Source organism: Pseudodesulfovibrio sediminis (genome assembly GCF_020886695.1).
GTDB classification, from domain to species: domain Bacteria; phylum Desulfobacterota; class Desulfovibrionia; order Desulfovibrionales; family Desulfovibrionaceae; genus Pseudodesulfovibrio; species Pseudodesulfovibrio sediminis.
On the sequence record NZ_AP024485.1, the window covers coordinates 1,467,649 to 1,491,139 of the forward strand.

Below are 23,491 nucleotides of genomic sequence, written 5' to 3' on the forward strand. Positions count from 1 at the left end.
GAGACAACGCTCTCTCACGGCCCATGACTGAACAGACCAGAAGCAAGCTGCAAAAGGCCTATTCATGCATAAAAAACAACCAGCCCGAATGCGCACGTACCATCCTCAGCAGATACATGGAAAACTCGACTCGGCCGCACCCATTCGGAATTTTGCTATACGGTTCCCTGCTCATGGAGCAAAACCAATTACAAGAAGCAGCACAAATTCTGGAAAGAGGCTATGCAGATTTTCCACAATGCAGACAAATCGTACACAATCTGGCCGTTGTCCGATATGAACAAAAGGAATTTACCAAGGCAGGAGAGCTCTTTCTCAAAAGCTGTCTGTTGACCAAAAAACCAGCCCACAACACCCGATATCAGGCAGCTACTTGTTTTTTTCAAGCAAAGAAATATGCTCAGGCATATGATGTGACAAAACCTCTCCTGGGGCTGAAAACCGTCAAACCAGACTGGGTGCGGCTGGCGGCCCACAGCCTGATCCTGCTCAAACGCTGGCCAGAAGCAGAGCGCACCCTGATACACTTTCTGAGGCGTTCTCCGACTGAGCACGCCTACTGGAAGCTACTGGCCAATATCCGCATGCAGCGCAAGCACTACAAAAAAGCGGCGGCGGCATTGGAAATAGCCTATCGCATCGCTCAGCCCACCGCTCTGGAGCGGCGCACGCTTTCCCAACTCTATCTCTATATAAATGCGCCACTCCTGGCTGCTCATGCTCTGGAGGGCAGCTTTACACATACCCCTTCACCCAAAGTCTGCGATCAACTGGCCCAAGCATATCTCACAGCTGGACGCACGAAACAGGCTCTAGATATGCTGGACAAAGCCATGGCTCTAGAAAAAACTCCCGAGCGTTCGCTCATCAAGGGCAGGATTCTCTATGCCAAGCGTCGATACCCAGAAGCCATCGCAGCTTTGCGCCAAGCCGTGCAACTCAATGACAAAACAGGACTAGCAAACTATTTACTCGGCATGATTTTCTGGGAACAGAAGCAGTGGGATGAAGCCCGGCATTGGTTCCAAAGTGCTGAAAAATTCAAGCACCATGCGCGACACGCTACACGCGCAATCAACGCTATCAACGCCATGGAAGAAAGCTCTCGCCAAAGTAACCTGCCCTTTGATGCAAGTTGACAAAGCACAAAGAATAGCATGCTCGCCTCCCCATCCGTATTCCCGGCATGACAGTGTCTGTTTCGCCTTGAGCTCTCCCGCTCCGGTTGGGTGACTCTTTAAGCGCGGCTTAATGAATCTTGAAGACAGAGGATATCCTGTCGAGAACGCCCTGCACCTTGGAGATAGCCACCCCGTAGTTGGTAATGGGAACCCCCCGAAGATGACATTCGCGCATGCGGTGGAGCATCTCCCGCCTGTTGATCATGCAACCGCCGCAATGGACAGCCAAGGCGAACTCCTCAAAATCTTCCGGAAAATCATGGCCGGAGTACATGGTGAACTCCAATCTTTTTCCCGTGTACAGGGTGAGCCAGCGCGGGATTTTCACTCGCCCGATATCGTCTGCGACAGAGTGATGCGAACACGCTTCGCACATCAGGACCTTGTCGCCGTCTTTCAAGCCGTCAATGGCTTTCGCTCCCTGTAAAAAAATACGCAGGTCCCCCTTGAGACGAGCGAACAGCGTGGAAAAGGTGGTCAAGGGGATGTGTTCGGGAACATCGGCGACCACTTTCAACACCACCTGGGAGTCGGTCACCACCAACGCCGGGTCCTTTTTCAATTGATCAAGGGCCTCGGTCAGCTCCCTTTCCTTGACGACCATTCCCAGGGCATCGTTGTCCAGCACGTCCCGCAACACCTGAACCTGGGGCAGGATAAGCCTTCCCTTGGGTGCGCCGAGATCCACGGGCACGACGCACAAGACCGTATCCCCCTCGGAGACAAGATCGCCCACCAACACGGGTTCCTCTCTGAATTCACGGGGAGCGGCTTCCACCAGGCTCCGTTTGAGTGCTGCCATCCCGCGGCCGTTGAGAGCGCACACCTCCAGATAGGACAACCGCAAAGACCGGCAGTAGGTGAGACTCTCCTCCGAAGGAGGAACAAGGTCCGTTTTGTTGAAGACCACGAGGACCGGTATTTCCATCTTCCATAACTTATCCAGAATGGCCAGTTCCGGCTCGCCCACCCCCTCCTCGCCCACGACGAGCAAGGCTATATCCGTGCGATAAAGGACTTGATGCGAGGCCTTCACGCGCAACGCTCCCAATTTGCCCGGGTCATCTAGTCCAGCCGTATCGTAGAACGTGACCGGGCCGAGCGGGAGCAGTTCATAATGCTTGGCCACGGGGTCTGTCGTGGTGCCCGGACAATCCGCCACGATGGCGATGTTCTGCCCGATCAAGGCGTTCATGAGAGAAGACTTTCCCACATTACGCCTTCCCACGAGGGCAATGACCATGCGGTCTCCTTTAGGAGTGTTGTTGGGCATTTTTATTCTCCTGAAATTATGCACAATAGGCAGGGGAGACGCCCCGTGCCGATGAAGGATGATAACCGGCTTCCCGCAGCCGCTGCTGCAACCGGCGGATGGTATTCACGACCGGGACAGAAGAGTCGTTCTTGCCTGGATATAAAAAGTATTCGCCCCTGACGGACTCCGGGGTGACAGAAGGCATGACGACGTTGGCCCCGACGGATAGGCCGAGTTCTCGCCCTTTCGGAGTCAGGGCGTCCAAGGCGCTGGTGGCTGGAATATTGGCCTTGGGATTCAACACACGCAGCAAGGCGGTCGCTCGCAGGGACTCCTCAAGGGAACCGGCAGCACTATCGCCCAAAGGCGTTTGTGGATGGGGAACAAAAGGGCCTACCGCGATCATGTCCAGCGAAAGCTGGCTCAACGCCAACAAATCGTTTGCCAGAATTTCCGGGGTCATGCCCGGAAGCCCCGTGATAAGGCCGGACCCCGTCTCATAGCCCAACCGTTGGAGAAGCCGCACCTTCCCCAACCGCGTCCTGCCGGTCTGGCCGGGGCGGCAGTGCCGATGCACCCCGGCATGAAACGTCTCCATTTTCAGCAGGTAGCGGTCCGCGCCACAGTCGCGCCAATACCGGTAGTCATCCTCGCCATGCTCACCAAGACAAAGTGTCACGGCGACATCTCCCAACCGCTTGATTTTCGAGATAATCCTTCCGACACGGCGGATATCCAACGCGCTCTCTTCCCCGGATTGCAAGACGACCGTGCCCATGCCCATCCGCACCGCACAGTCCGCTGCCTGGACGATGGCCTGGCAATCCATGGAATATCGCGGCAGGTGCGCATTGCCCTTGCGCAGCCCGCAATATCGGCAATTCTTTCGGCAGTGGTTGCTGAACTCCACCACGCCCCGTTGAAACACCTCGCGGCCAAAGACGCCGTCCCGAACCTCCTGGGCCTCGGCAAAAAGCGCCGAGGCATCCGGGGCTCGAAGCAACGCCACGACCTCACGCAACCGTTTTGGCATCGAGTCTCTTCCCCCTTTCAAGGGCCTGGGCACACTCCGCAATGATGCGAAAGGCAGCACGCTCTTCCCGTGCTGTTTTTTCCGGCACACGGCCTGTCCGGGCCATGGCAAACAGCGCCTCAACCGGGACATCCGCAACACACCAAAAGCCATCCGGGGTAAGGACCGGGGAGTGGGCGAAGTGACCAAAATACACACTGTCATCAACGATGAGCGCGGGCAGAGACGGCCTGAACGGCATTTCGATCAACTCGACCCGGTCGCCAAACAAGGACTGAAGCTCGTGCAGAAAATGGCGCGAAGCGGCGAGTTCTTTCTCAATGACCTCGACACCGGCCTGCGGCCGCAGAAGCCCCATGACCTCCCTTGTCCACGCATCATCCGACAGGAGCGGCAGACAACACGCCATGAGAGAAGTCCCGCCACAACGGGACAGGGCCGTTTCCAGTCCCTGACGCACCGATTCGTTGGCAGCGAAATTGCCATAGGGCGGCGCGTAGAGAATGATGCGCCTGCGCGCCCCCCCGAACACTTCACCCAACCGCAGAGCTTCAATACCGGCAAAGATCATGTGTCCTCTCCGGCCCCATCCATCACGGCGTAGGTGTCCTCGGAAAAACCGAGCTGCCGCATCCTGTCCGGGAGAAAAAGCGCTTCCACGGCCTCCACGCCCAGCCCCAGTTCCCCGGCAGCCGCTTGCGCCACGGAAAGTCCTTCCTTTCGGGCACGCCGGGCGATCCGCTCGGCCTTTTCATACCCTATGGCCGGTACCAGGACCGTGGCCAGGGCACCCCCTCGGCGCACATTGAACGCACACCGCTCCACATCCGGCTCCGCTGTCTCCAGACACGAGCGATGTAGCAGCGGAACCGCATTGTTGAGCAAATGCAAAGACTCCAAAAGGGTCTGTGCCATCAGGGGCATAAACTGGTTCAGCTCCAGGTTGCCCAGCGAGGCGACCTGCCCCGCCAGCCCGTCGTTTGCCATGACACGCAACGCGGCTTGCGACACAGCTTCGGGCACCACGGGATTGACCTTGCCGGGCATGATGGTGGACCCCGTCTGCAACGGCGCGATGCGCAACTCCCCAATGCCCGCGTCCGGGCCGCTTCCGAGCAACCGCACGTCGCTGCTTATCTTGAAAAGGTTGGCAGCACAGACTTTGAGCATGGCGGAAACTTCCACCAGACTGTCCGCATTCTGGGTCGCGTCGACCAGATTCTCAGCCCGCGCCACCTTCAAGCCGGTGATGCGCCGCAGTTCGTCGGTCACGCGAAAGATATATTCACGCGGGGCCCCCAGGCCGGTCCCCACGGCAGTGCCGCCGAGATTGACCGTCTTGATCCGCTCTCGGCACTTGAAGACCCGCCAGCGATCACGAGCGAACGCCTCGGCCCATGCGCCGAACGTCATTCCCACAGTCATGGGAACGGCGTCCTGCAACTGGGTACGGGCCAGACGGAGGACCGAGTTGAACTCCTGTTCCTTGAGTTGCAGGGTCTCCTGCAACTCGGTCACGGATTGCTCCAACCGCGTCAACTCATGGAGCGCCGCCACCCGTAATGCCGTGGGGAACGTATCATTGGTGGATTGATGCAGGTTCAGGTGATGCAACGGATGCACGGCATACGATCCGTAGGCATGGCCCAGCAATTCTCCTGCCCGGTTAGCCAGGACCTCGTTCATGTTCATGTTGGCCGAGGTTCCGGCCCCGCCCTGGAACGCGTCCACCGTGACGTGATCATGGTGAACGCCGCGCATCATCTCGCAACAGGCTGTTTCCACGGCCCGAGCCACATCCGAGTGCAAGTAGCCGAGCTCCGCATTGGTCCTGGCGCAGGCCAGCTTGACCTCGGCGTACGCCCGGATGAACACGGCGGGGAGGCGTTGCCCCGAAAGCGGGAAATTGACCATGGCCCGCGCCGTGTGCGCACCGTACAGGGCCAAGGACGGCACTTCGATACTGCCGAGCGCATCCTGTTCAATTCGAAATGAAGTCTCCATTGTTATCTCCGGGAACAAGGACGAGAGCCGTCCGGCTAAAAATAAAGATCCCGCTCGCCCTGCTCAATGCGGGACAAACGCTCCATCAGGACCTGCCGCCCCTTTTCCGGTCCGTTGGCCACCTCCGCACGGACAAAGGGCTCAGCCAACTCCCGCGTCGCATGGCTCGCGTAATCCTGCAGGTATTCATTGAAAGTGAGGAGCGCATTGGGACGGCAGAACTCCTGAATAAATCCGTTCTTGGCCAGCTTCATGAACTCCTCCCCGGTCCGGCCCAGGCGATAGCAGGCGGTGCACCATGAGGGGATGTATCCGTGCTGCACGATTTCCCGGATGACCTCGTCCAGACTGCGGTTGTCGCCCACACAGAACTGCTGCACGTCCGGACGGTCGTACTCAGGATCGGTATAAGCACCGGGATAGGTGCGAGACCCGGCACTAAGCTGCGATACGCCGAGATCAAGCAGTTCCCGCCGCATGGCACGACCCTCCCGGGTGCTCAGGATGAGGCCCGTGAAGGGAACCGCCAGACGGAGCACGGCCACCAGTCGCTTGAACTGTGCATCCGTGAGCGCATGGGGCGGATTGAAAGCGAGTTCCGCATTGAGCGCCGGTTCCAGACGGGGGAAAGACAGCGTATGCGGTCCCACGCCGAACCGACTTTCCAGTTCCGCGGCATGAGCAAGCAGGGCGATGGTATCAAAACGGTAGTCGTAAAGACCGAGCAACGCCCCCATGCCTACATCGTCAATGCCCGCTTCCATGGCCCGGTGCATGGCGTGCAACCTCCACAGGAAATGTTTCTTGTGCCCGGTGGGATGCAGGTCGGCATAGGTCTTAGTGTGATAGGTTTCCTGAAAACACTGGTAGGTCCCGATACCTACTTCATGCAGCGTGCGGAATCCCTCGACGTCCAATGGCGCGCAGTTGATGTTCACCCGCCGGATTTCACCACTCTTTTCGGAGACAGTCTCGTACACCGTACGAACGGTCTCGGCGATCCAGTCCGCGCCGAATTTTGGGTGCTCACCGTACACCAGAAGCAGCCGCTTGTGCCCCAGGTCTTCCAGAACGGCCACCTCCCGTTTAAGCTCTTCCGAAGTGAGTGTCCGCCGGATCAGCTCGGTGTTGGTCTCCTTGAAACCACAATAGACGCAACGGTTGCTGCACTCGTTGGTGACGTAGAGAGGCGCGAAAAGGACGATGCGGTTACCGTAAATGGCGTGCTTGATCCTGCGGGCTGCATCGGCGATAGCCTCGTTCAGTTCCGGGTCCTCGACCTGCAACAGACAGGCCGCCTCGGCCAGATCAAGCCCCTTGGCTTCCCCTGCCTTGTCAAGGATGTCCCGGATCCGAACCGGGTCCTGGACGGCGTTGCGGTTGACGATATCCCATATGGCTTCTTCGTCGATAAAATTATCCAGTTCGCTTGTATCCAATTTCATTTCCAGACTCCATGTAGAATAAAGAGTGACTGTCCACCTCTTTTGAAGAGGCAGATTAACTAGCTAAATATATTGAAAATACCCGCAAAGAGATTCCCGGGCGGGAGACCGATTCCGGCACGACCGGAGTGCTACGTCCAGATCATTGCGTTTCCGACTCGTTGTTCGTTCTGGCGGCAAGCCGATAATACAGCATGCGAATGGAGATCCCGAGCTGAGCTGCGGCTTGGGTCTTGTTGCCTCCGCTCGCGGTCAGGGCCGCGTCTATCTCCGCTTCCGTGGGCCGATATTTTTTTCGGCCTTGCCGTAAAGGCGGAGCGGCCGACGGGGTGGGGATGGTCACCTCCTCCCGGTCGTCCAACGCACCCCTGAGGTGTTCCGGACGCAAGGCGGTCCCGTCGTACATGACGGAAATCCACTCCAGGGTATTTTTCAACTCCCGCACATTGCCAGGCCAGGGATGGGCCAGGAGTTCCCGGGCCACCTCCGGGGATATCTCAGCGAATCCCTTGCCGCGTTTCTTGGCAAAGGTCACGAGAAAGGACTGCGCCAACGGAACAATGTCATCGGGGCGTTCGCGCAGGGGCGGAACAAGAATGCTGCCGACCCTCAGCCGGTAGTAAAGGTCCTTGCGGAAAAGCCCCTGCTCAATGCGCTCTCCCAAGTTGATATTCGTGGCGGCGATGATGCGAACATCCGTCTTGATACTCTGAAGCCCGCCTACCCGGTAGTAGGTCCGCCCTTCGATGACCCGCAGGAGTTTTGCCTGCAGCTCCACGGGAATCTCGCCGATCTCATCGAGAAAAAGGGTGCCCCCTTTGGCGAGATCAATTTTGCCCCGGGCTCCGCGGGAGGCGCCGCCGGTAAACGCGCCCGGCTCGTAGCCGAACAACTCACTCTCGAACAGCGAAGGCGGCAGGGCAGCGCAATTGATGGCCACGAACGGCAGCGAGGAAGCGTCCGTCCCATAATGAATAATCTTGGCGACGATCTCCTTGCCGACCCCGGTTTCCCCCTGGATCAACACCGGCAGGTCCCGGTCCTCGTGATACCGCTTGGCATGAGAGACTACGCGCCACATGGCGTCGGAAAAAATTCCGATGTTGTCCAATCCGGCCTGCTTCTCCAGCAACTCCCGCAGGCGCGCCAGTTCGGCCCTATAGTCGTTAGTGGCCTCGGCCACGACCTCGTCAAACTTCCGGGTCAAGCGATCGTTTTCGGACAGCAGGGACTGATGCTCGGCAACCCGTTGCAGGATCGCCTTGAGTTCGTCCAGGTTGATGGGCTTGGTGAGGTAATCATACGCACCGGCCCTGAGCGCGCCGATGGCCAGTTCCAGGTCGGCGTGACCCGTGTACAAAACAACGTCGGGCAGCCGTGGCCCAGACAGTCGCTTGATCTCCCGGACAAGCTCGATGCCGGTCTTGCCCGGCATCTGGATGTCGGACAACACCATGTCGAAATCGTGATTTTGGCACAACCGCAAGGCGCTGTCCGCGTCCGGGCAGGGCGTTACCGCCTGCCCCAACAGGGTCAGATATTCCGCAAGGGATTCGCGGGTGGCCGCATCATCGTCTACCAGCAGGATACGCACGTCCCTCACTCCCCTGCCCCGCCCGCCGCAGGCAGCAGCACCTCGATCAAGGCACCGCCCTCAGGCCGGTTTATGGCCGTCACCGAACCACCCGCCGCCTGGACTATGGTTTCCACGATGGACAATCCAAGCCCCATGGAGGTTCCCGATGACTTGGTGGAAAAAAACGGTTCGAACATCTTGGCGGTCATCTCCCTGGCAAAGCCTGGCCCGTTGTCGGCCACAGTCAATTCCACCGAACCCGGGGTGGTGCCCAACACTTCCACCCGAATCTCCTTCTGGTCCAGTTTGACCTCGTCCATAGCCTGCATGGCGTTGGCCACCAGATTGGCGACGAGCTCCTCGAAACGAATGCAGGAGCCGTTGACGGGCGGCAGATCGGCATCGATATGCAGATCGACCCCAATATCCCTTGCGGCCAGTTGCGCACCAACCAGGGACAGGGCAGATCGCACGGCATCACCGAGATCACAGGTCTTGGAATCGACTTTTTGATTCTGTCGCAGATGCTCCCGCAGATGGTTGACGATGGCGTCCGCCCGGTCGACCTGGGCGGCGATGTCGCGCAGGATACGGGCGAGATCCTCCCCGGGCGAATCGGCCCGCTCGGCAAGCAGCTGGGCCGACGCGGTCAGTATGCGGAGGGCATTCAGGGGCTGATTTATTTCGTGTGCGATACCGCCGCCGATCACGGCCAGGGTCGTCACCCGGCTGGCCTTTTCCATTGCCATTCGAGCTTCGGCAAGGGTCGTTTCCGCCTCCCGCTGGGCAGTGATGTCCCGCCCCACGGACTGATACTCGACGACATTCCCGAACTCATCGAAAATGCCCCGGGTCACGTACTGCACAAAGCGCAGCCTCCCATCGGCATCCACATAGCGCGGTTCCGTGACGATTTCAGGTTTCTCGGGAGAAATGGATAAAACCTGCTCCACAATCGAATCGCATTCTTCCGGATCAAGCAAGTCCCTGAAATTCGATCCAAGCAACGCTTCGGACTCCATGCCATAAAAACGACAAAAAGCACCGTTGACAAATGTCAGCTTGCCGTCCGGCCGAAAACGGCGAATCAACTCCGTCTGGTGCTCAACCACTGCTTGGTAAATGGAATCGGCGGAAGTCATTGTTTCAATATACATCTATCTGCGTCCAAAGGCTACCTGAAGGGCGCTGTTGCGGCGTCTGCCGCCGGAAATCCCCTGAAGCTCGGCCTCGCCCAAAATCCGCAGGGCTCCGGCGGGACACACGGCCACGCAGGCGGGACCTTCTTCCCGCCCGACGCAAAGGTCGCACTTGTAGGCCAACAACCGCTCCTCGCTGCCTGGAAGCCGTCCCACCCGCATGGCCCCTACCGGGCAGACGGCCATGCAGGTCTTGCAGCCGAAACAACGCTCCGCAAGTACGCGCACAGTCTGCCCTTCATGGACAATGGCCCCGGCGGGACACACGGCCAGACACGGGGCATCCTCGCACTGACGGCACTGAATGGGCGCCGTGACCTCAGCCTCGTGCACCACGTTGATACGCGGGACGAACGGCAGATCCCGCTCACCGGCCTGCCCCAGATCCTCCGCCATGTGGGCGTCGACGCAGGCGATCTCACAAGCCCGGCAGCCAATGCAGCGTGCAGGGTCCGACAAAACGAAAGTATGCATTACTCCTGCCTCCCGGCGTCCTCACCGTATCGGGTATGGAGCAACAGGTGGGAACGATGTCCCAACGGTTTTTCCAGGTAGTTTTCATAGAGCGCCATCACCGAGGTATTCTTGTGCGAGGCTCTGACAGGCAACGCCTTGTCGTGTTGGTGCAGGCTTTGACGACGGCGGGCGATGGCATCGGCCACATCCACGCCCGGTAGCAGCTTGGGCTGTCCGCCACCCGCCACGCAGCCACCGGTACAACACATGACCTCCATGAATTCGAAGTCCGCCTGCCCCTGACGAACGTCCTCCAGCAGGCGCGTGGCATGGTCCAATCCCGACACGATCACCGCCTGAACGGTGCGGCCCGCCACTTCCACAGAAGCCCGGAAAACACCTTCGTCGGCCCTTTCGAAAACCACGCCGCTTTCGTCCACATCCTTGCCCGTGGTCACCGCAATGGCGGTGCGCAACGCGGCTTCCATGACACCGCCGGAAGCGCCGAATATGGTGCCTGCCCCGGAATAGAGCCCCAAGGGAATATCGAACGGCTCTTCTGGCAGCGCCTCCAAACAAATGCCCTTTTCCTTGAGCATGACGGCCAACTCGGTCACGGTGAGGACAGCGTCCACGTCAGATATCCCGTCCGTGGCCATCTCGGGACGGTCGGCTTCCCTTTTTTTGGCCGTACACGGCATCACCGCAACACTCGCGATCTCTGCGGCCCCCTTTCCCGCCATGTCCGCGCCATAGGTCTTGAAAAGCGCTCCGGCCATCTGCTGCGGCGATTTGCAACTGGAAAGATGAGGAATCAAATCAGGCCATGCCGTTTCCACATAGCGCACCCAACCGGGGCAACAGGAAGTAAACATGGGGAGTTCTCCATCGGAGTTGATGCGATCCAACAACTCCGAAGACTCCTCCATGATGGTCACATCAGCGGCAAAAACGGTGTCATAGACGTAATCAAAGCCCAATCGACGCAGGGAGGCCGCGAGTTGGCCGGGAGTCAGCGTACCGGGGGCCATGCCGAATTCCTCGGCGATGGAGGCCCGCACTGCCGGAGCACACTGGACCATGGAAACCCGAGCGGGGTCGTCCAACATGGCCGCAACTCGTCCCCGATCCACCCTGAAATGGGCGGCAAACAGCGGAGTGGGATCGTCCGGTTCCAGCCCACGCTCACGGCGCAACGCGGGAAGGCATTCGGCATTCTCGTCGAATGGCGACATAAAAGCCGAACAGGTCAGCACGCACTGGCCGCACATCACACAACGTGCCGTGTCGATGGCCTGCGGCTCATGCAGTTTCCCGACCACCGCGTTGACCGGACAGACTTCGGCGCACCGGCGGCAGCCGGTGCACAATTGAGGATCAATGGAAACAATTGGGGAAGACATGGGCATTACAACTCCTCGCAGGTCCGGCTCAACGCCAGGGCGGCTTCAAGATTGCGGCGACGTTTGATCCCCACGGGATCAATCAAGGACAGCGCCTGTTCCGGGCAGGCTTCGACACAGGCTGGGCCCGACTCGCGCCCCTGGCAAAGGTCGCATTTGCTGGCCAGCAGGGCCGGCTCCACCGCCGCAACATCCGGGTTCAAAGGGTCCACCACCCGGCGCACGGCAGGTTTTCCATCTTTCCAGACCTGGGCCATTTCCATGGCACCCACCGGACAGACGGCCAGACATGTCTTGCATCCGACGCAGCGGTCCTCGACGACCTGGACGCCCGACTCTGTGCGAAGGATGGCACCATTGGGACAGACCTCAGCACAAGGCGCGTCCTCGCAATGACGGCAGCCAATGGGAATACGGACATTTCCGGCGCGGGTCAGATACAACCGGGGGGACAGGGGGCCATGCAGGCTTCCCACGGACACTCCGCCCGCCAGATGGGCCGCGGAACAAGCCAGTTCGCAGGCTCGACAGCCGATGCATCCGGCCGCGGTAACAAGAATGAAGGGACTTAGGCGATCGTGCATGGTGCAGGCTCCTCTTTCCATATTGAAGTCACTTTTCGAGCGGGATCAGTGAGTTTACGAACGGCCACGGCGCACATCTTGAGCTGCGGCGTGTCGGTCACCGGGTCGGCGGCCGAGATGGTCAGGAGATTGGCCGGGGATTCGGAGAAGTGGAAGGTCATGAAGACCAACCCCGGACGGACCCGGCGGGTCACCCATGCCCGGGCCTTGACGGCCCCCCGGCGGGAACGGACCTCTATCAGGGCACCGTCGGCAATACCGTACGCCGCAGCATCCGCAGGATGGATCTCCACCCGCTCTTCGGGCCAGGTTCCAACCAGGCCGAAACAACGTCCGGTCATGGTCGAGGTATGGTAATGGGCCACCACACGTCCGGTGGTGAGGATCAGGGGATAGTTGACATCCGGCGGTTCGGCGGCCTCCCTGTGGGAGAGCGGCACGAACTTGCCCGGTCCACGCATGCACCGGCCCACATGCAGAATGGGCGTCCCAGGATGCGTTTCGTCCGGGCAGGGCCATTGCAGCCCCCCGGCCTCCAGCCGCTCGTAGGTAATACCGGTGTGGGTGGGCATGAGCCCACGCATCTCGTCGAACACGTCCGAAGCGCTCGCGTACTGCGCTGGTTTGCCGAGCCGGACCAGCAAATCAGCCAGAATCTCCCAGTCGGGACGGCTCTCTCCCACAGGCGGCACGGCCCGGCGCACACGCTGGACCCGTCTTTCAGTGCTGGTGAACGTCCCGTCCTTTTCCGCAAAGCTGGCTCCGGGCAAGACCACGTCGGCGAGCTGTGCCGTTTCCGTCAGGAAAAGATCCTGGACCACCAGAAAATCCACATGATGCAGACAATGTTCGACGTGCGTGATGTCCGGATCGCTGCGCATGGGATTTTCACCGAAAACGAACAACCCCTTGAGCCGATCCTCTTCGATGGCCGTCAACATTCTGGGAATGGTTAGGCCCGACTTCGCGGGAAGACGGGTGCCCCAGGCACCCTCAAACACGGCGCGAACCGTCTCGTCCGTCACGGAACGATAGCCGGTCAGCACGTTGGGCAAGGCGCCCATATCGCAGGAGCCCTGCACGTTGTTCTGTCCACGCAGGGGATTCACTCCGGTCTTGGGCCGTCCGATATTGCCGGTCAACAAGGCCAGATTGGAGACGGCCAGGACGTTGTTGGTGCCAAAAGTGAACTGGGTGACGCCCATTGTGTAATAGAAGGCGGTATTAGCTGATTCTCCGATGCAGTGCGCCGCTGCTCGGATGGTCTCGGCAGGAACTTCCGTCAAGGTGGAAACGGTGTCCAGATCGAATGCCGCCAGATTTTCCCGAAAGGCTTCGTATCCTTCCGTGACGGAAGCCAGGGCAGCTTCATCCACCAACCCCGCGTCCAGGAGGTGTCTGGCGATGCCCGAAAGCAGTGCGGTGTCGGTGCCGGGGCGCAGCCGCAGCCAGACATCGGCATTACGGGCAAGGTCGATTTCACGGGGATCAATGACGACCAGACGAGTGCCGTTGCGCTTTGCCTCCATCATACCCAAACCGATAATCGGATGGCAGGCGGTAGTGTTGGAGCCAATGACGCACACGCAATCCCCCTGCCCCATATCCCAGAGTTCCCGAATGGAGTTGGTCATGGAACCGCTTCCCAGAGAGGTGGCCAGCCCGGCCACGGTGGGAGCGTGTCAGAGACGGGCGCAGTGATCGATATTGTTGGTGCCGATCCCTGCGCGAAAGAGTTTCTGGAAAAGATAATTTTCTTCGTTGGTGCAGCGGGCGCTGCTGAAGCCGCCAAGAGCGTCCGGACCATGCGTGGCCGCGATTTCGGCAAACCGCTCCGAGACCAGCCCGAGGGCTTCATCCCACGAAACCGGCACCAACTCCCCGCGCTTGCGAACCAGGGGACTTTTCAGCCGATCTGCATGATGAACGAAATCGAAGCCGAACCGCCCTTTGGAACAGAGGGCGCCCTGATTCACCGAGGGCTCAGGTCCGGGGGAAACACTGACAATGCGGTCGCCGTCCACGTTCAGAGACAAGGCGCAACCGACGCCGCAATAAGGACAGGTGGTGGAGATGTGTTGCATGCCCCAACTAAAGCAGAAGGCGTGCCAATCTGAGAAGAGCCTTTCAATTTTTTTTCTTATTTAATATAAAGTAGTTACAAACACAGGCTCCCAATTGTCTGCAATAAGAATACTGCAATTGCATGCAACAACACCTGCAATCGGCAAAATTGCATGCAATACCGTTTCTTTCCTCCATCACCTGCTTCGCACCATGTCCACCTCTGATCCTCATTCCGTAACCACAAGCCTGAATCTCGCATTACCACCCAGACAACAAGGTATCCCTCACCAAGCTTCGGGAAGACTTGAATCAACCACTCAGGGAAAAAGAAGACAGGCAGACTCCAAAAAAAAGTGCGTTAAAACCAAACGCGGCAACCCGCTGTTTGATAAGGCGATCCGCTCCATCCTTTTCATTCTCGATGATATCGACGCCGCGGGCATTGAGGAGTATCTTACCTCCCGTGCCAGCCGCACCTGGGCCGAGTCCGACATGGAACAGACCGGTAAAACCTGGCGCGAAAATTTGGGAAAGAGTACTCCATCTACCGGGAACGGGGGAAACGACCTCTCCCCCGCCTCCAGCCACAGCAAAGCAGGCCGAACACAACGAGATTAACCATGTCTTATCCTGAAGGATTCTTGAAAAACCGGTCGTCTTACGAGCCCGGAAAATATGCGATCATCACCACCGAGGGCCGCGTCATCAACCTCATCCCGGGCATCACGGGATGCGCCCTGTCCATCCTGGCTTCACCCAAGCTTGGAGCCAATTTCGTACAGCTGGAGGGCACGGTCTCCACTGAAGGGAAGACCACCATGCCCTATGGCCAGGCCGAAAACATAGAAACGTTCCTCTTCGTCATGGACGGCAAAGGGTCCCTGGACGTCACCGTGGACGGCCAAACCGAAACCTTGAGCGCCGGGGGCTACATCTATTCCCCGCCCGGCATGGGCATCGACTTCGCCTCCAAGGGAGACGCCCCGGTGACCATTCTCCTTTACAAACAGCGGTTCATCCCCCACCCGGATCCGGCCATGAAACACCCCTGGAAGGTCAGCGGAGCCATCCACAATCTTGAAGAGGGGTTGTATGACCAGATGGAAAACGTCTTTGTCCGCGACCTGCTGCCCGTGAACGAGGCCTTTGACATGAACTTCCACACCCTCGCCTTCCTGCCCGGCGGCTGCCACCCCTTTGTGGAGACCCATGTGCAGGAGCACGGCATGTACATCTATCAGGGCCAGGGGCTCTACCTGCTGGACGAAAAATGGCTGCCAGTCGAATCCGGCGACTTCATCTGGATCGCCCCGTTCTGCAAGCAGGCCTGCTACGGCACCGGCCTGAAACGCATGGAATACATCTATTCCAAGGACTGCCATCGGGATGAAAGTATCTAACTTACGCGCACCATAAAAAAATGTCACGATCTCTTGAATGCCATGCATGAAGACACATGCATAACCTTTGAAATACTTTGACTTTTTATTTTGAAGTCAACAGAAAATCAGTGATGTTGGATATGTGTTGAAGGCGTTTGGTTGACCGGATGGTTGACCGAAAAATGAGCTATTTGGGGCTAATAATCGTCCATTTTGAAAGATCGGATGGAACACCAGAGTCAGGATTCTCTTCTACCCCAGCTGGACCTATCACCAACCCACAACTCGGACAAAATACCTCTGAAGCGACTTGGGCGCACTCCTCCCGAGAAGCCGCTTCCATCAGCTTCTCATTACCATTTATCAGTGCATACCCCGTCCGCCATGAAACTATTCTCAAGTATTCAAAATTCCATTGGTAAGAGTATACCGCCCCACTCCACGCCACCTCTTCATAAGGTAAAAGGTAGTCGGGGATTTCTGGAAGTGAGATTGGTGCTCCTTTGGGAGGGATTAAACCTCCGACAGGGCTCCTATTCGGGCTAGAATCAGTAGACAAAGGCCACCTATTAAAATCCATCTTCACTATGTAGTTCTTTAGTTGTTCTGAAAGAGGATTGTTTGATTCAGGATGTTCAATAAGTTGGGGGGTGGTACTTCGCTTTAGCCCACTGAAGACTTCAAACGTGGAAAAAGACGGAGCGATCAAAGCAGCGGAAACATAATCGGCACCGTCTAGAAAGGAGAGAGCAGCTTCCTCCTTTGTCACCTCTCCTGGTCCGTGCATATGACCATATTGTCGACATCTATCAGTGCCGAGACAAACAACGAGCGGCCCTTCAATCCCCGCTTTCTTAGCCTGATCTTCCTTTTTCCATAATTTTCTTCGAATAGGGTGCTTTGAAAATCGATCGATATACCCGTTTACCTCTACCCGTCTAAATGTTGCTTCAATCCACACCCACTTTTCATCATAAAACTGCAAACGAAAGTCTGGCCCCCCCCCATTTTCCCCTTCTGGCTCATAATCAACATTGGCAATCTGAAGCGCGGCGTCTAGCACAATTAACTCCCAGACCATAGCCAACCATTGTTCTCTTTGAACAAGCTTTTGTCGAAGCGACAACAAAGGTTGACCCAACTTCTTTTCGCACCGATCTAACAAGTGAAGTATTTGTTCAGAAGAAAGCATAGAGCTTTAAATATAACACACTCAAACAAATCTCAAATCAAACTGAAAACCGCTTGACTAAAATCCAAGTGCTCTTCCACTTTCCGCCAAAGCACCAGAGACCTCCCCACCCATCCCCAAATTTCGCGCAAAAACACACAATCCTGAGCGTTTACAAAACTCCTGCTGAACACTCCCCCAAACTCCCAAAACGGGCAGGAGGAGCGAAATTATCACACCCCGAAAAATCGCCTCTAAGCACTGGCTAAAACCAATCCCACCTCATACATCCTCAAACACAGTTCATACACTCCTTTAATCAGTAATCTCAAACACTTTGGTCAACAACCTGTTGACCAATTGGTTCACCACAAACAGAAAAAGGACCGACTAGCCTATCAAGCTAAACGGTCCTTTTTCTTCGGAAATTTAAGTGGTGGAGCTGGAGGGAATTGAACCCACGACCTCTTGAATGCCATGCAAAGGGGGCTTTTACAGGCAACGTCCCACTAAATCAGCTATAAAAATGAAATTCATCTTGTATAATGAGATGTTGCATTATGTGCAGGCGTAACCACATGAGCTACCAGAGAAAAGTGCTCCCTTTTTTGCCGAAAACATTCAGCTCAAAGCACTCCCGACAAGAGCGCTTGGCCACGCCGTAGCATACATGCAGCGGCAGGAGATGTTCCTCGCGGGGGTGGCAGTATCGAGCGTGAGGTGCGGACTCCCAACTGAGCAGTCGGCCCGCTCTCGTCTTTTCGTCAAGCTCCTTGTCTGCGCATGTCTCTATGAGCCATCGCTCGAACGCTTCGTTCCAACGTCTTGTTTCCGAGGTTTCGGGAGCAAAAAAAGCGTTCATATTGTGAAAGGAGAATCCCGACCCGAGGATGAGCAGATTTTCGTGCTCGACTGCGGCCAGGGCTTCACCGAGGGCGATGTGAGTGGCTGGGGCGAGATCTTTAACAAGCGACACCTGCACGCAAGGGATATCCGCCTCAGGGTACATAATCTTGAGCGGTATAAACAGGCCATGGTCAAAGCCGCGTTCGTTGTCTAAGCGGCTTTCGATGCCTCCCGCTGCCAGGGTCTCATGAATGGACTGGGCGAGGGATGAATGTCCCTTGGCCGGGTAAACAATCTCATAGGCTTCTTCGGGGAAGCCATAGTAGTCATACAAGAGCGGCGGATTGCCGTTGGCCGTTATTGAGGGTACCCCCTCCTCCCAGTGCGCGCTGACGACGATGATAGCGGAGGGCTTTTTTATCCTGGCCTTCAACAGCTTCAGATTCTCCACCATTTCCTCGTGCCGTCCGTCACCCAGAATGGGCATGGGACCGGCGCCGTGCGAGATGTACAGGACTGTGTGTTCGTTTTTTTGCGTGCTCATGAGTATTCTTCTCTTTGCGCGGTCGGGCTAGTCGCTTTTGAGCTGCGCCTGTTCGGCCAGTTTGATGGCAAGCCCCCGCAATTCTTCGCCTCCTTCCAGTTTTTCCAGAAAGCGTGCAGGGATGCCTGAGAGACCGACCTGGGCTCCCACAAGGGTACCGGTCAAAATAGCGCGACCCTGATTCTGTCCACCGCCGTTAATGGCGTGGAGCACCGCCGACTCGAAGTCATTCTTGAATCGGGACGAGAGATAATACGCTGCAGGCAGCATATGGTAAATAGCGCAAGACATCCCGTAGACAAGTGAAACTTTCCATGCGGGCTCGATTTTGATGTCCGGATCAGTAGCGGCCATGGCCATATTCCCCGGAGAAAGCAGAGCATCAGGAGAGGCGAAACGACCCGCGCGAGGAGGGTCCGGGTCGCCGGGCTGGGGAGGCTTGAGCCCTTCTCTGGTGACGGCGTGAAATGGAAGGGTGCCGTCCTTCACCAGATTCATCAGTTTCTCGGAAATGTCGGGTTCAAGACTGTTCCCCTGGATAAGCATGGCAAGTACTGAGGAGTATGCTACTGTCATTGATAGAACGACGTCGTCGAACTGGGTCAGCACCGCATTGCTGCTGACGGCATTGGCCAAGAGGTTAGGGGTCAGGGCGTAGCGAACCCCGATGGCAAGGGTACGTTCAATGGCCTCTGTCGTGTCGGCGTGGCCGGCTATCTCACCCCAGGGAAGTTTCTGTTCAACTCGTTTCCTCCATGCGGCACGGATGGATTGGCTGGTGTATCCTCCCGGACCGGAAGCAGGCTCACCATTGAGGAGCGGAAAAAGCTCTGTGTCCATCCGCCGGCAGAAGTCCGCTTCATCATAGGAGCCGCTATCCACCAGAGAGCGAACCATAAGCCTGAGAATAATGCCAGACTGGGAGAGTTGTCCCGCTTTCAAGCCTTCATGATACCGTCCCGGTTTCGGGTCGGTGTAGTCGTTCACCCACCCACCATAATCCTGTCGCAGTTCGTTCAGGTCGTAATACCAGTGAGGCCCTACTCCTAGGGCGTCGCCAATCCAGGCACCCATGATAGCCCCGGCTGCACGATCCATTATATTCTTATCCATCACGGTGTACTCCTGATCACGTCGGTTGATACGTCTTCTCGGCATGAATTTCGGGACTGTTTCCAATCATCCTATCATACTCTGTAGAACGGGAAAAGGGAGGTAGCCTCGGCTCTTCGAAACTCTGGGCGGCGTTTTTGGGCGGATAGTTTATTGGAAGTTTCAACAGAGTGCCTCCCATACCATTTGTAAATACCACAAAAAAAGGTCTAGAAGGAAAACCTTCTAAGCCTTTATAATCATTGGTGGAGCTGGAGAGGATCGAACCCACGAACTCTTGAATGCCATTAATGACGCGGTCTACGAACACGATCAGCAGACGTAAGTATTGTATAATTTAGTAAGGTGTCCCTCAAACGCTGAAATCGAAATAGGACAGCCTCATTTGATGGCCTTAATAGGCCAGTTCAAACATCAGCTTGGCGCCGGTATCACCAGCATTATCAGACGACATGGTGTGCGTTGCATCAAGCTCGCAGCTTATGACGCTGTCTGCGCTTGTGAACTTCAGCCCGGCTCCGAAGACCTGCCCACCGTCGGCATCCAGGTTGGAGTTCACGAAAGGAGCCAGAGTGCCCATCTGGTTGCCGTCATCGCCATTCAAGGCGAAGTTGTAGGCGAGAAGTCCTTTGATGGTGTATTCGGAGTAGTCATCTCTGCAAAACTGGCGTTCACCTTCGATCACGCCGGACAATCCGGTTTCGCCGGATAGGACCCGCAAACCACCACCGAGATTAAGCGCATTGCTGTCATCGTTGATTTCATCGACAAAGTCATGAATGTAATCGGCCTTGACGAAAGGTTGCAAGGTCACCCCCTGTGCATTGAAGCTGTAGGCGACTTCAACTCCGGGTTTGATCTGGCTGGTGTCAGCAGTGGACTCGCCGACACGGGTTCCATCGCTTTCGGTAAAGGAATCAAGCGTTTTTTTCGACAACAGGTAACCAAGTCTCGCAGTCAACTCCAGAGGAATGGAGTCGGACGGCTGCATCCTGTACTCGCCTTCCAGTGCCGTATACCACATGTCACTGTCGGTGTTTCCAGTGACAGTGGAGTTCCGCTTGCGGTCAACATCACCAAAACTATACCCTGCAATAAACGAAATCAGTGCGCCATCGACAGGTTCGTACATGACATAGGGTGAGAAGTTCCAACTCTGTTCTTCATACTTGCCGGAGTTGTAGCTGGTCGTAATATCTGTATCAGTGTAGCCGACAGAAAGACCGGCAATGACTTTTTCATGAAAACGGTAGTCTGCACCGAGGCTGTAGCCCCACACATTACCATTGTACCGTCTGTCATCCCCGCCCTTGTTGAAATCGTTATCGGCAGACGTAAAAGACGCATGCCCCCAAATGGTGAAAGGGTCACTTGTAAGGATACCACGTCGCTGTTCTATGCCGGAGACGCCGCCATCAGCCGCCGCAGCCACACTTTGTGACGTATTGAAGGTGGCGAACTGCGCCAGTTCCTTGATGGACATTTCTCTGGCTTCATGCTGCTCGCCCCTTTGATAAAGAGAACCTTTATTGAATGATGACACCAAATTCCTACCTCGCCCTTCCTGCGGCGGAGCACCAAAAGAGGCCGTTGCGGTCCGGGACATGATGTTGCCCGTTATGACGGAAGTTTGTCCTCTGGAGGCAGAGGCAACGGTGTTGGAAAAAGCATCGGCATTATCAGCAGCACTGGCAGGATTTGGCTCAGCCACGGCTATTGATATGCGCGCGTTCCCGCCAGCTGTTGAAACAATAAACGTAAATACACCAGTCGATGGAACAGTCAGCGTGAGCACGGCAGGAAACGAGTTCGAAATTTGAGAAACATTGCCAGCACCGCTCATCAAAGAAGCGGCAGCGCTCGTTGCCCCAACAGGATTGTCGACGGTAACAGTAATTATTTCCCCTGCATCGAAGAGGTTAACAGTATGATAGAAATTTCCAACAGAACTATGACCGTTAATATTTGTCGCTCCCGCAGACAAAGCCATGGCAATGCCAGGCGCACCCCAGAGGGCTAAAGACAGACCAACAGACAACACGGAACGCAATAGGGACATAGACATCGATTCTCTCCAAGGCTGACCAATTGGGTTGCAATGCATAAATCATCCAAATTGTCGGCACGCATGATCTCATTTTCGCGTCGAAGAAACCTCCACTAAATAGCCGAGCAGAATATCAGCGCTGCTGCGACTTCGGCTGAGTATCGGCCGACAGAAGTATTCCTAAATACTTGGAGAATTTTTGTCTGTCCGGGAAAACCCGGACAAGCGTATTGCAGTGGTGATTAATTACCGAGAGACGAATCAAAGGGCGAGTGGGTTTACAGCAAGGCAACACATTAAGTTTAAAGTCCAAGGAGGTTTGAGAGGTGAGCCCACTTTGTTGGACCACTGAGCGGCGTTTTTAAGGTGGACAGTTTACAGAAAGACCGAGCCGAGTGCCCCTCAATATCCACCCGATTTCGTTTGTATATTCCACTAAAAAAGGCTTAGAAGGAAAACCTTCTAAGCCTTTATAATCATTGGTGGAGCTGGAGGGAATCGAACCCACGACCTCTTGAATGCCATTCAAGCGCACAACTTGTAGTTGTTTGGAATATTTATCTTTTTCAGAGAGGAATATACATCGAGAGTATATTTGCGGGCAAAAGGTATATTTTTTGTATATTCTTGGGAGGTATAGAAATGGAATCTATTTGACCTCCCAAGGCCCTACTCTACAGGGCCAGCTTGTTCTCAGACCGGAGACAATCAGATATCCAGAACTTGACCAATGCCTGTCTGGAGATACCGAGCCGTCCAGCCTTCTCGTCCATTTCCTTGACCATCCATACCGGGAAATCAACATTCACACGTTTGATCTCACGCTTGTAGGTTTCAGAATCGGAGACGCTTCTCTCGAAGTTGTCCTTGGACTTCATACACCACCTCACTAGTTTTCATAGAACGGACGAACAAAGACAGCCGTCGTCCTCGTTGGAATTCCCATGAGGGTATCCAACGTGTAGGGGGATGGCTAGGACTTTGCCCTTAAATACTGATATTCTTGATGAAATGGTATACTTCACATCTCAAAAGTACACCATTTACGACTGAAACGTCTTATTTGAACTCAATTTCGGCCAGCACTTGAGCATGATCAGACTGTTTATGATCTCCCACCCCATCCCCGTTTAAGTGATCACCATGCACAGCAAAATCGACCACACGGCCCACATGATTGCGATTTTTGAGATTAAAGGCATTGGACATAAAAATATAATCCAAAGTACCACCACGGCCCATATGATAATGAGTCGGCGGCCTTACCCCACCCTCTTGATTGGGGGCCATGAAAAATGCATCGTATAGCTTATTAGAATAAGCAGCCCTTTTAGCCTCCATAGGCAAATCGCCATACGGGACACCAGCAATCGAATAAACACGCCCCTTGTAGGAAAGAGCTTCTATAGGAATGGACTCCTCATCGTCGTTGAGATCACCCATGACAACAATAGGGAGATTGTCGGTGTCACCCAAAACACGTGTGACTTCATGATACAAAGCCGAAGCTTCCGCTCCACGTTGTAGCAGAGAAGCTGCTTGTCCGCGAGAGGTTGCTCGCATACATTCACGCACTTTGACTTGCCAAGACGTATCGTCTCCAAACGTTGGCTCCATAACCATCGGCCTCTTAGATTTGAGATGAGCAACATAAACAGTGACAGCTAGGCCATCTGCAATCTCAATCTCTGCCCTAAGAGGAACCCGGCTGAAATTAAATTCATCCGGTACAGGCAAATCATGTTGAATCGTGGATGCGACTTCAACTGGCCCCACATTAGCAATGGGATGCTTTGAAGCAAGAGCCACCACAGGCCTTACGAAAATGCCAGTGATTTCATCACTCATCACAGGGGTATCCACTGTCGCGAAATACGGATAGCCAATAGTAGCCATAAGTTCTTTGAGGCTCTCTTGGCTAAAAACCTCCTGAAAGCCCACCACGTCTGCACCCAACGCTACAACTTGTCTCTTGATCCAAGTGTTTTTGGACTCCCAATCTGCAAGGGTATAGAAATTGTCCTTATCATACCAACAACTAGGGGGTTCAACATATTGGTATAAATTGAAAGTAGCGCAGCGAAACTTCATGATAAAACTCCTCATTGAAAACAAACGTAACGAGTTGCCAACATCTGAAAAACATAGTCACTACAAACATTACCACAACGACAAACAATTATCA

The 23,491-nt window shown here is 55.7% G+C and carries 20 protein-coding genes and 2 pseudogenes; 4 read left to right on the plus strand and 18 right to left on the minus strand.

Annotation, left to right across the window (positions count from 1 at the left end):
• Nucleotides 1-23: 23 nt before the first annotated feature.
• Nucleotides 24-1,139, plus strand: a complete 1,116-nt coding sequence (locus tag SRBAKS_RS07005; protein ID WP_229595521.1) for a tetratricopeptide repeat protein — start codon at nucleotides 24-26, stop codon at nucleotides 1,137-1,139.
• A 109-nt stretch (nucleotides 1,140-1,248) separates the two neighbouring features.
• Here the strand turns inward: SRBAKS_RS07005 and hydF are convergent, their stop codons facing one another.
• The 12 genes and pseudogenes from hydF to fdhF all read right to left on the minus strand — a co-directional run bounded on the left by hydF (nucleotide 1,249) and on the right by fdhF (nucleotide 14,220).
• Entirely contained in the window at nucleotides 1,249-2,454 is a 1,206-nt protein-coding gene (hydF, locus tag SRBAKS_RS07010; RefSeq protein ID WP_229595525.1) for a [FeFe] hydrogenase H-cluster maturation GTPase HydF, read from the minus strand.
• A 16-nt stretch (nucleotides 2,455-2,470) separates the two neighbouring features.
• A complete protein-coding gene (gene hydE, locus SRBAKS_RS07015; RefSeq protein ID WP_229595527.1) occupies nucleotides 2,471-3,469 on the minus strand; it encodes a [FeFe] hydrogenase H-cluster radical SAM maturase HydE in 999 nt (332 codons plus the stop codon).
• Nucleotides 3,450-4,040, minus strand: coding sequence for a hypothetical protein (locus SRBAKS_RS07020; RefSeq protein WP_229595529.1), 591 nt, complete (start codon nucleotides 4,038-4,040; stop codon nucleotides 3,450-3,452). Before SRBAKS_RS07020 ends, hydE begins: the two co-directional genes overlap by 20 nt.
• The gene (locus SRBAKS_RS07025) at nucleotides 4,037-5,473 is read right to left on the minus strand and encodes an aspartate ammonia-lyase (protein ID WP_229595531.1); all 1,437 of its coding nucleotides are present in this window, start codon (nucleotides 5,471-5,473) and stop codon (nucleotides 4,037-4,039) included. Before SRBAKS_RS07025 ends, SRBAKS_RS07020 begins: the two co-directional genes overlap by 4 nt.
• A gap of 35 nt (nucleotides 5,474-5,508) precedes the next feature.
• Entirely contained in the window at nucleotides 5,509-6,918 is a 1,410-nt protein-coding gene (hydG, locus tag SRBAKS_RS07030) for a [FeFe] hydrogenase H-cluster radical SAM maturase HydG (protein WP_229595533.1), read from the minus strand.
• Nucleotides 6,919-7,060: 142 nt separating this feature from the next.
• The gene (locus tag SRBAKS_RS07035; protein WP_229595539.1) at nucleotides 7,061-8,512 is read right to left on the minus strand and encodes a sigma-54-dependent transcriptional regulator; all 1,452 of its coding nucleotides are present in this window, start codon (nucleotides 8,510-8,512) and stop codon (nucleotides 7,061-7,063) included.
• Between the two features lie 5 nt (nucleotides 8,513-8,517).
• The gene (locus SRBAKS_RS07040) at nucleotides 8,518-9,651 is read right to left on the minus strand and encodes a PAS domain-containing sensor histidine kinase (RefSeq protein ID WP_229595540.1); all 1,134 of its coding nucleotides are present in this window, start codon (nucleotides 9,649-9,651) and stop codon (nucleotides 8,518-8,520) included.
• A complete protein-coding gene (locus SRBAKS_RS07045; protein ID WP_229595542.1) occupies nucleotides 9,652-10,167 on the minus strand; it encodes a 4Fe-4S dicluster domain-containing protein in 516 nt (171 codons plus the stop codon).
• Nucleotides 10,168-10,193: 26 nt separating this feature from the next.
• Nucleotides 10,194-10,418, minus strand: a pseudogene (locus SRBAKS_RS17935) (iron hydrogenase small subunit); the annotation flags it as partial.
• Nucleotides 10,398-11,558: pseudogene (locus tag SRBAKS_RS07055) on the minus strand ([Fe-Fe] hydrogenase large subunit C-terminal domain-containing protein); the annotation flags it as partial. The pseudogenes SRBAKS_RS07055 and SRBAKS_RS17935, both read right to left, overlap by 21 nt.
• Complete coding sequence (locus SRBAKS_RS07060) at nucleotides 11,558-12,136, minus strand: 4Fe-4S dicluster domain-containing protein (protein WP_229595544.1); 579 nt, start codon at nucleotides 12,134-12,136, stop codon at nucleotides 11,558-11,560. The pseudogene SRBAKS_RS07055 and the gene SRBAKS_RS07060, both read right to left, overlap by 1 nt.
• The gene (fdhF, locus tag SRBAKS_RS07065; RefSeq protein ID WP_229595546.1) at nucleotides 12,121-14,220 is read right to left on the minus strand and encodes a formate dehydrogenase subunit alpha; all 2,100 of its coding nucleotides are present in this window, start codon (nucleotides 14,218-14,220) and stop codon (nucleotides 12,121-12,123) included. The genes SRBAKS_RS07060 and fdhF overlap by 16 nt, the downstream gene beginning before the upstream one ends.
• A gap of 94 nt (nucleotides 14,221-14,314) precedes the next feature.
• On the opposite strand from fdhF, the gene SRBAKS_RS07070 reads away from it, so the two are divergent.
• The gene (locus SRBAKS_RS07070) at nucleotides 14,315-14,821 is read left to right on the plus strand and encodes a hypothetical protein (RefSeq protein ID WP_229595548.1); all 507 of its coding nucleotides are present in this window, start codon (nucleotides 14,315-14,317) and stop codon (nucleotides 14,819-14,821) included.
• Between the two features lie 2 nt (nucleotides 14,822-14,823).
• Entirely contained in the window at nucleotides 14,824-15,603 is a 780-nt protein-coding gene (gene allE, locus SRBAKS_RS07075; RefSeq protein WP_229595549.1) for a (S)-ureidoglycine aminohydrolase, read from the plus strand.
• 169 nt (nucleotides 15,604-15,772) lie between these two features.
• Here allE and SRBAKS_RS07080 read toward each other — a convergent pair whose 3' ends face one another.
• The 4 genes from SRBAKS_RS07080 to SRBAKS_RS07095 all read right to left on the minus strand — a co-directional run bounded on the left by SRBAKS_RS07080 (nucleotide 15,773) and on the right by SRBAKS_RS07095 (nucleotide 20,742).
• Nucleotides 15,773-16,777: a hypothetical protein gene (locus tag SRBAKS_RS07080; RefSeq protein ID WP_229595550.1), complete on the minus strand. Its 1,005-nt coding sequence runs from the start codon at nucleotides 16,775-16,777 to the stop codon at nucleotides 15,773-15,775.
• 562 nt (nucleotides 16,778-17,339) lie between these two features.
• Nucleotides 17,340-18,146 carry a DODA-type extradiol aromatic ring-opening family dioxygenase gene (locus tag SRBAKS_RS07085; RefSeq protein WP_229595551.1) on the minus strand — a complete coding sequence of 269 codons (807 nt, stop codon included), beginning with the start codon at nucleotides 18,144-18,146 and terminating at the stop codon, nucleotides 17,340-17,342.
• A 27-nt stretch (nucleotides 18,147-18,173) separates the two neighbouring features.
• On the minus strand, nucleotides 18,174-19,259 hold the full coding sequence (locus SRBAKS_RS07090; RefSeq protein WP_229595552.1) for an ADP-ribosylglycohydrolase family protein: 1,086 nt from the start codon (nucleotides 19,257-19,259) through the stop codon (nucleotides 18,174-18,176).
• Between the two features lie 394 nt (nucleotides 19,260-19,653).
• Nucleotides 19,654-20,742, minus strand: a complete 1,089-nt coding sequence (locus tag SRBAKS_RS07095) for an autotransporter outer membrane beta-barrel domain-containing protein (RefSeq protein WP_229595553.1) — start codon at nucleotides 20,740-20,742, stop codon at nucleotides 19,654-19,656.
• 46 nt (nucleotides 20,743-20,788) lie between these two features.
• On the opposite strand from SRBAKS_RS07095, the gene SRBAKS_RS07100 reads away from it, so the two are divergent.
• A complete protein-coding gene (locus SRBAKS_RS07100) occupies nucleotides 20,789-21,079 on the plus strand; it encodes a hypothetical protein (protein ID WP_229595554.1) in 291 nt (96 codons plus the stop codon).
• Nucleotides 21,080-21,980: 901 nt separating this feature from the next.
• Here SRBAKS_RS07100 and brnA read toward each other — a convergent pair.
• Nucleotides 21,981-22,184 (minus strand): type II toxin-antitoxin system BrnA family antitoxin, encoded by a 204-nt coding sequence (gene brnA, locus SRBAKS_RS07105; RefSeq protein WP_229595556.1) that lies wholly within the window; start codon nucleotides 22,182-22,184, stop codon nucleotides 21,981-21,983.
• Nucleotides 22,185-22,365: 181 nt separating this feature from the next.
• Entirely contained in the window at nucleotides 22,366-23,397 is a 1,032-nt protein-coding gene (locus SRBAKS_RS07110) for an endonuclease/exonuclease/phosphatase family protein (RefSeq protein ID WP_229595562.1), read from the minus strand.
• Between the last annotated feature and the right edge of the window lie 94 nt (nucleotides 23,398-23,491).

What these genes read in the sequence shown, in the direction of transcription:
- SRBAKS_RS07045 (WP_229595542.1), bottom strand. Translation starts at nt 10,167, where the DNA reads ATGCATACTTTCGTTTTGTCGGACCCTGCACGCTGCATTGGCTGCCGG.
- brnA (WP_229595556.1), bottom strand. Translation starts at nt 22,184, where the DNA reads ATGAAGTCCAAGGACAACTTCGAGAGAAGCGTCTCCGATTCTGAAACC.
- SRBAKS_RS07025 (WP_229595531.1), bottom strand. Translation starts at nt 5,473, where the DNA reads ATGGAGACTTCATTTCGAATTGAACAGGATGCGCTCGGCAGTATCGAA.
- SRBAKS_RS07085 (WP_229595551.1), bottom strand. Translation starts at nt 18,146, where the DNA reads ATGAGCACGCAAAAAAACGAACACACAGTCCTGTACATCTCGCACGGC.
- SRBAKS_RS07005 (WP_229595521.1), top strand. Translation starts at nt 24, where the DNA reads ATGACTGAACAGACCAGAAGCAAGCTGCAAAAGGCCTATTCATGCATA.
- SRBAKS_RS07095 (WP_229595553.1), bottom strand. Translation starts at nt 20,742, where the DNA reads ATGTCCATCAAGGAACTGGCGCAGTTCGCCACCTTCAATACGTCACAA.
- SRBAKS_RS07080 (WP_229595550.1), bottom strand. Translation starts at nt 16,777, where the DNA reads ATGCTTTCTTCTGAACAAATACTTCACTTGTTAGATCGGTGCGAAAAG.
- hydE (WP_229595527.1), bottom strand. Translation starts at nt 3,469, where the DNA reads ATGCCAAAACGGTTGCGTGAGGTCGTGGCGTTGCTTCGAGCCCCGGAT.
- hydF (WP_229595525.1), bottom strand. Translation starts at nt 2,454, where the DNA reads ATGCCCAACAACACTCCTAAAGGAGACCGCATGGTCATTGCCCTCGTG.
- SRBAKS_RS07110 (WP_229595562.1), bottom strand. Translation starts at nt 23,397, where the DNA reads ATGAAGTTTCGCTGCGCTACTTTCAATTTATACCAATATGTTGAACCC.
- SRBAKS_RS07090 (WP_229595552.1), bottom strand. Translation starts at nt 19,259, where the DNA reads ATGGATAAGAATATAATGGATCGTGCAGCCGGGGCTATCATGGGTGCC.
- allE (WP_229595549.1), top strand. Translation starts at nt 14,824, where the DNA reads ATGTCTTATCCTGAAGGATTCTTGAAAAACCGGTCGTCTTACGAGCCC.
- SRBAKS_RS07060 (WP_229595544.1), bottom strand. Translation starts at nt 12,136, where the DNA reads ATGCACGATCGCCTAAGTCCCTTCATTCTTGTTACCGCGGCCGGATGC.
- hydG (WP_229595533.1), bottom strand. Translation starts at nt 6,918, where the DNA reads ATGAAATTGGATACAAGCGAACTGGATAATTTTATCGACGAAGAAGCC.
- SRBAKS_RS07020 (WP_229595529.1), bottom strand. Translation starts at nt 4,040, where the DNA reads ATGATCTTTGCCGGTATTGAAGCTCTGCGGTTGGGTGAAGTGTTCGGG.
- SRBAKS_RS07040 (WP_229595540.1), bottom strand. Translation starts at nt 9,651, where the DNA reads ATGTATATTGAAACAATGACTTCCGCCGATTCCATTTACCAAGCAGTG.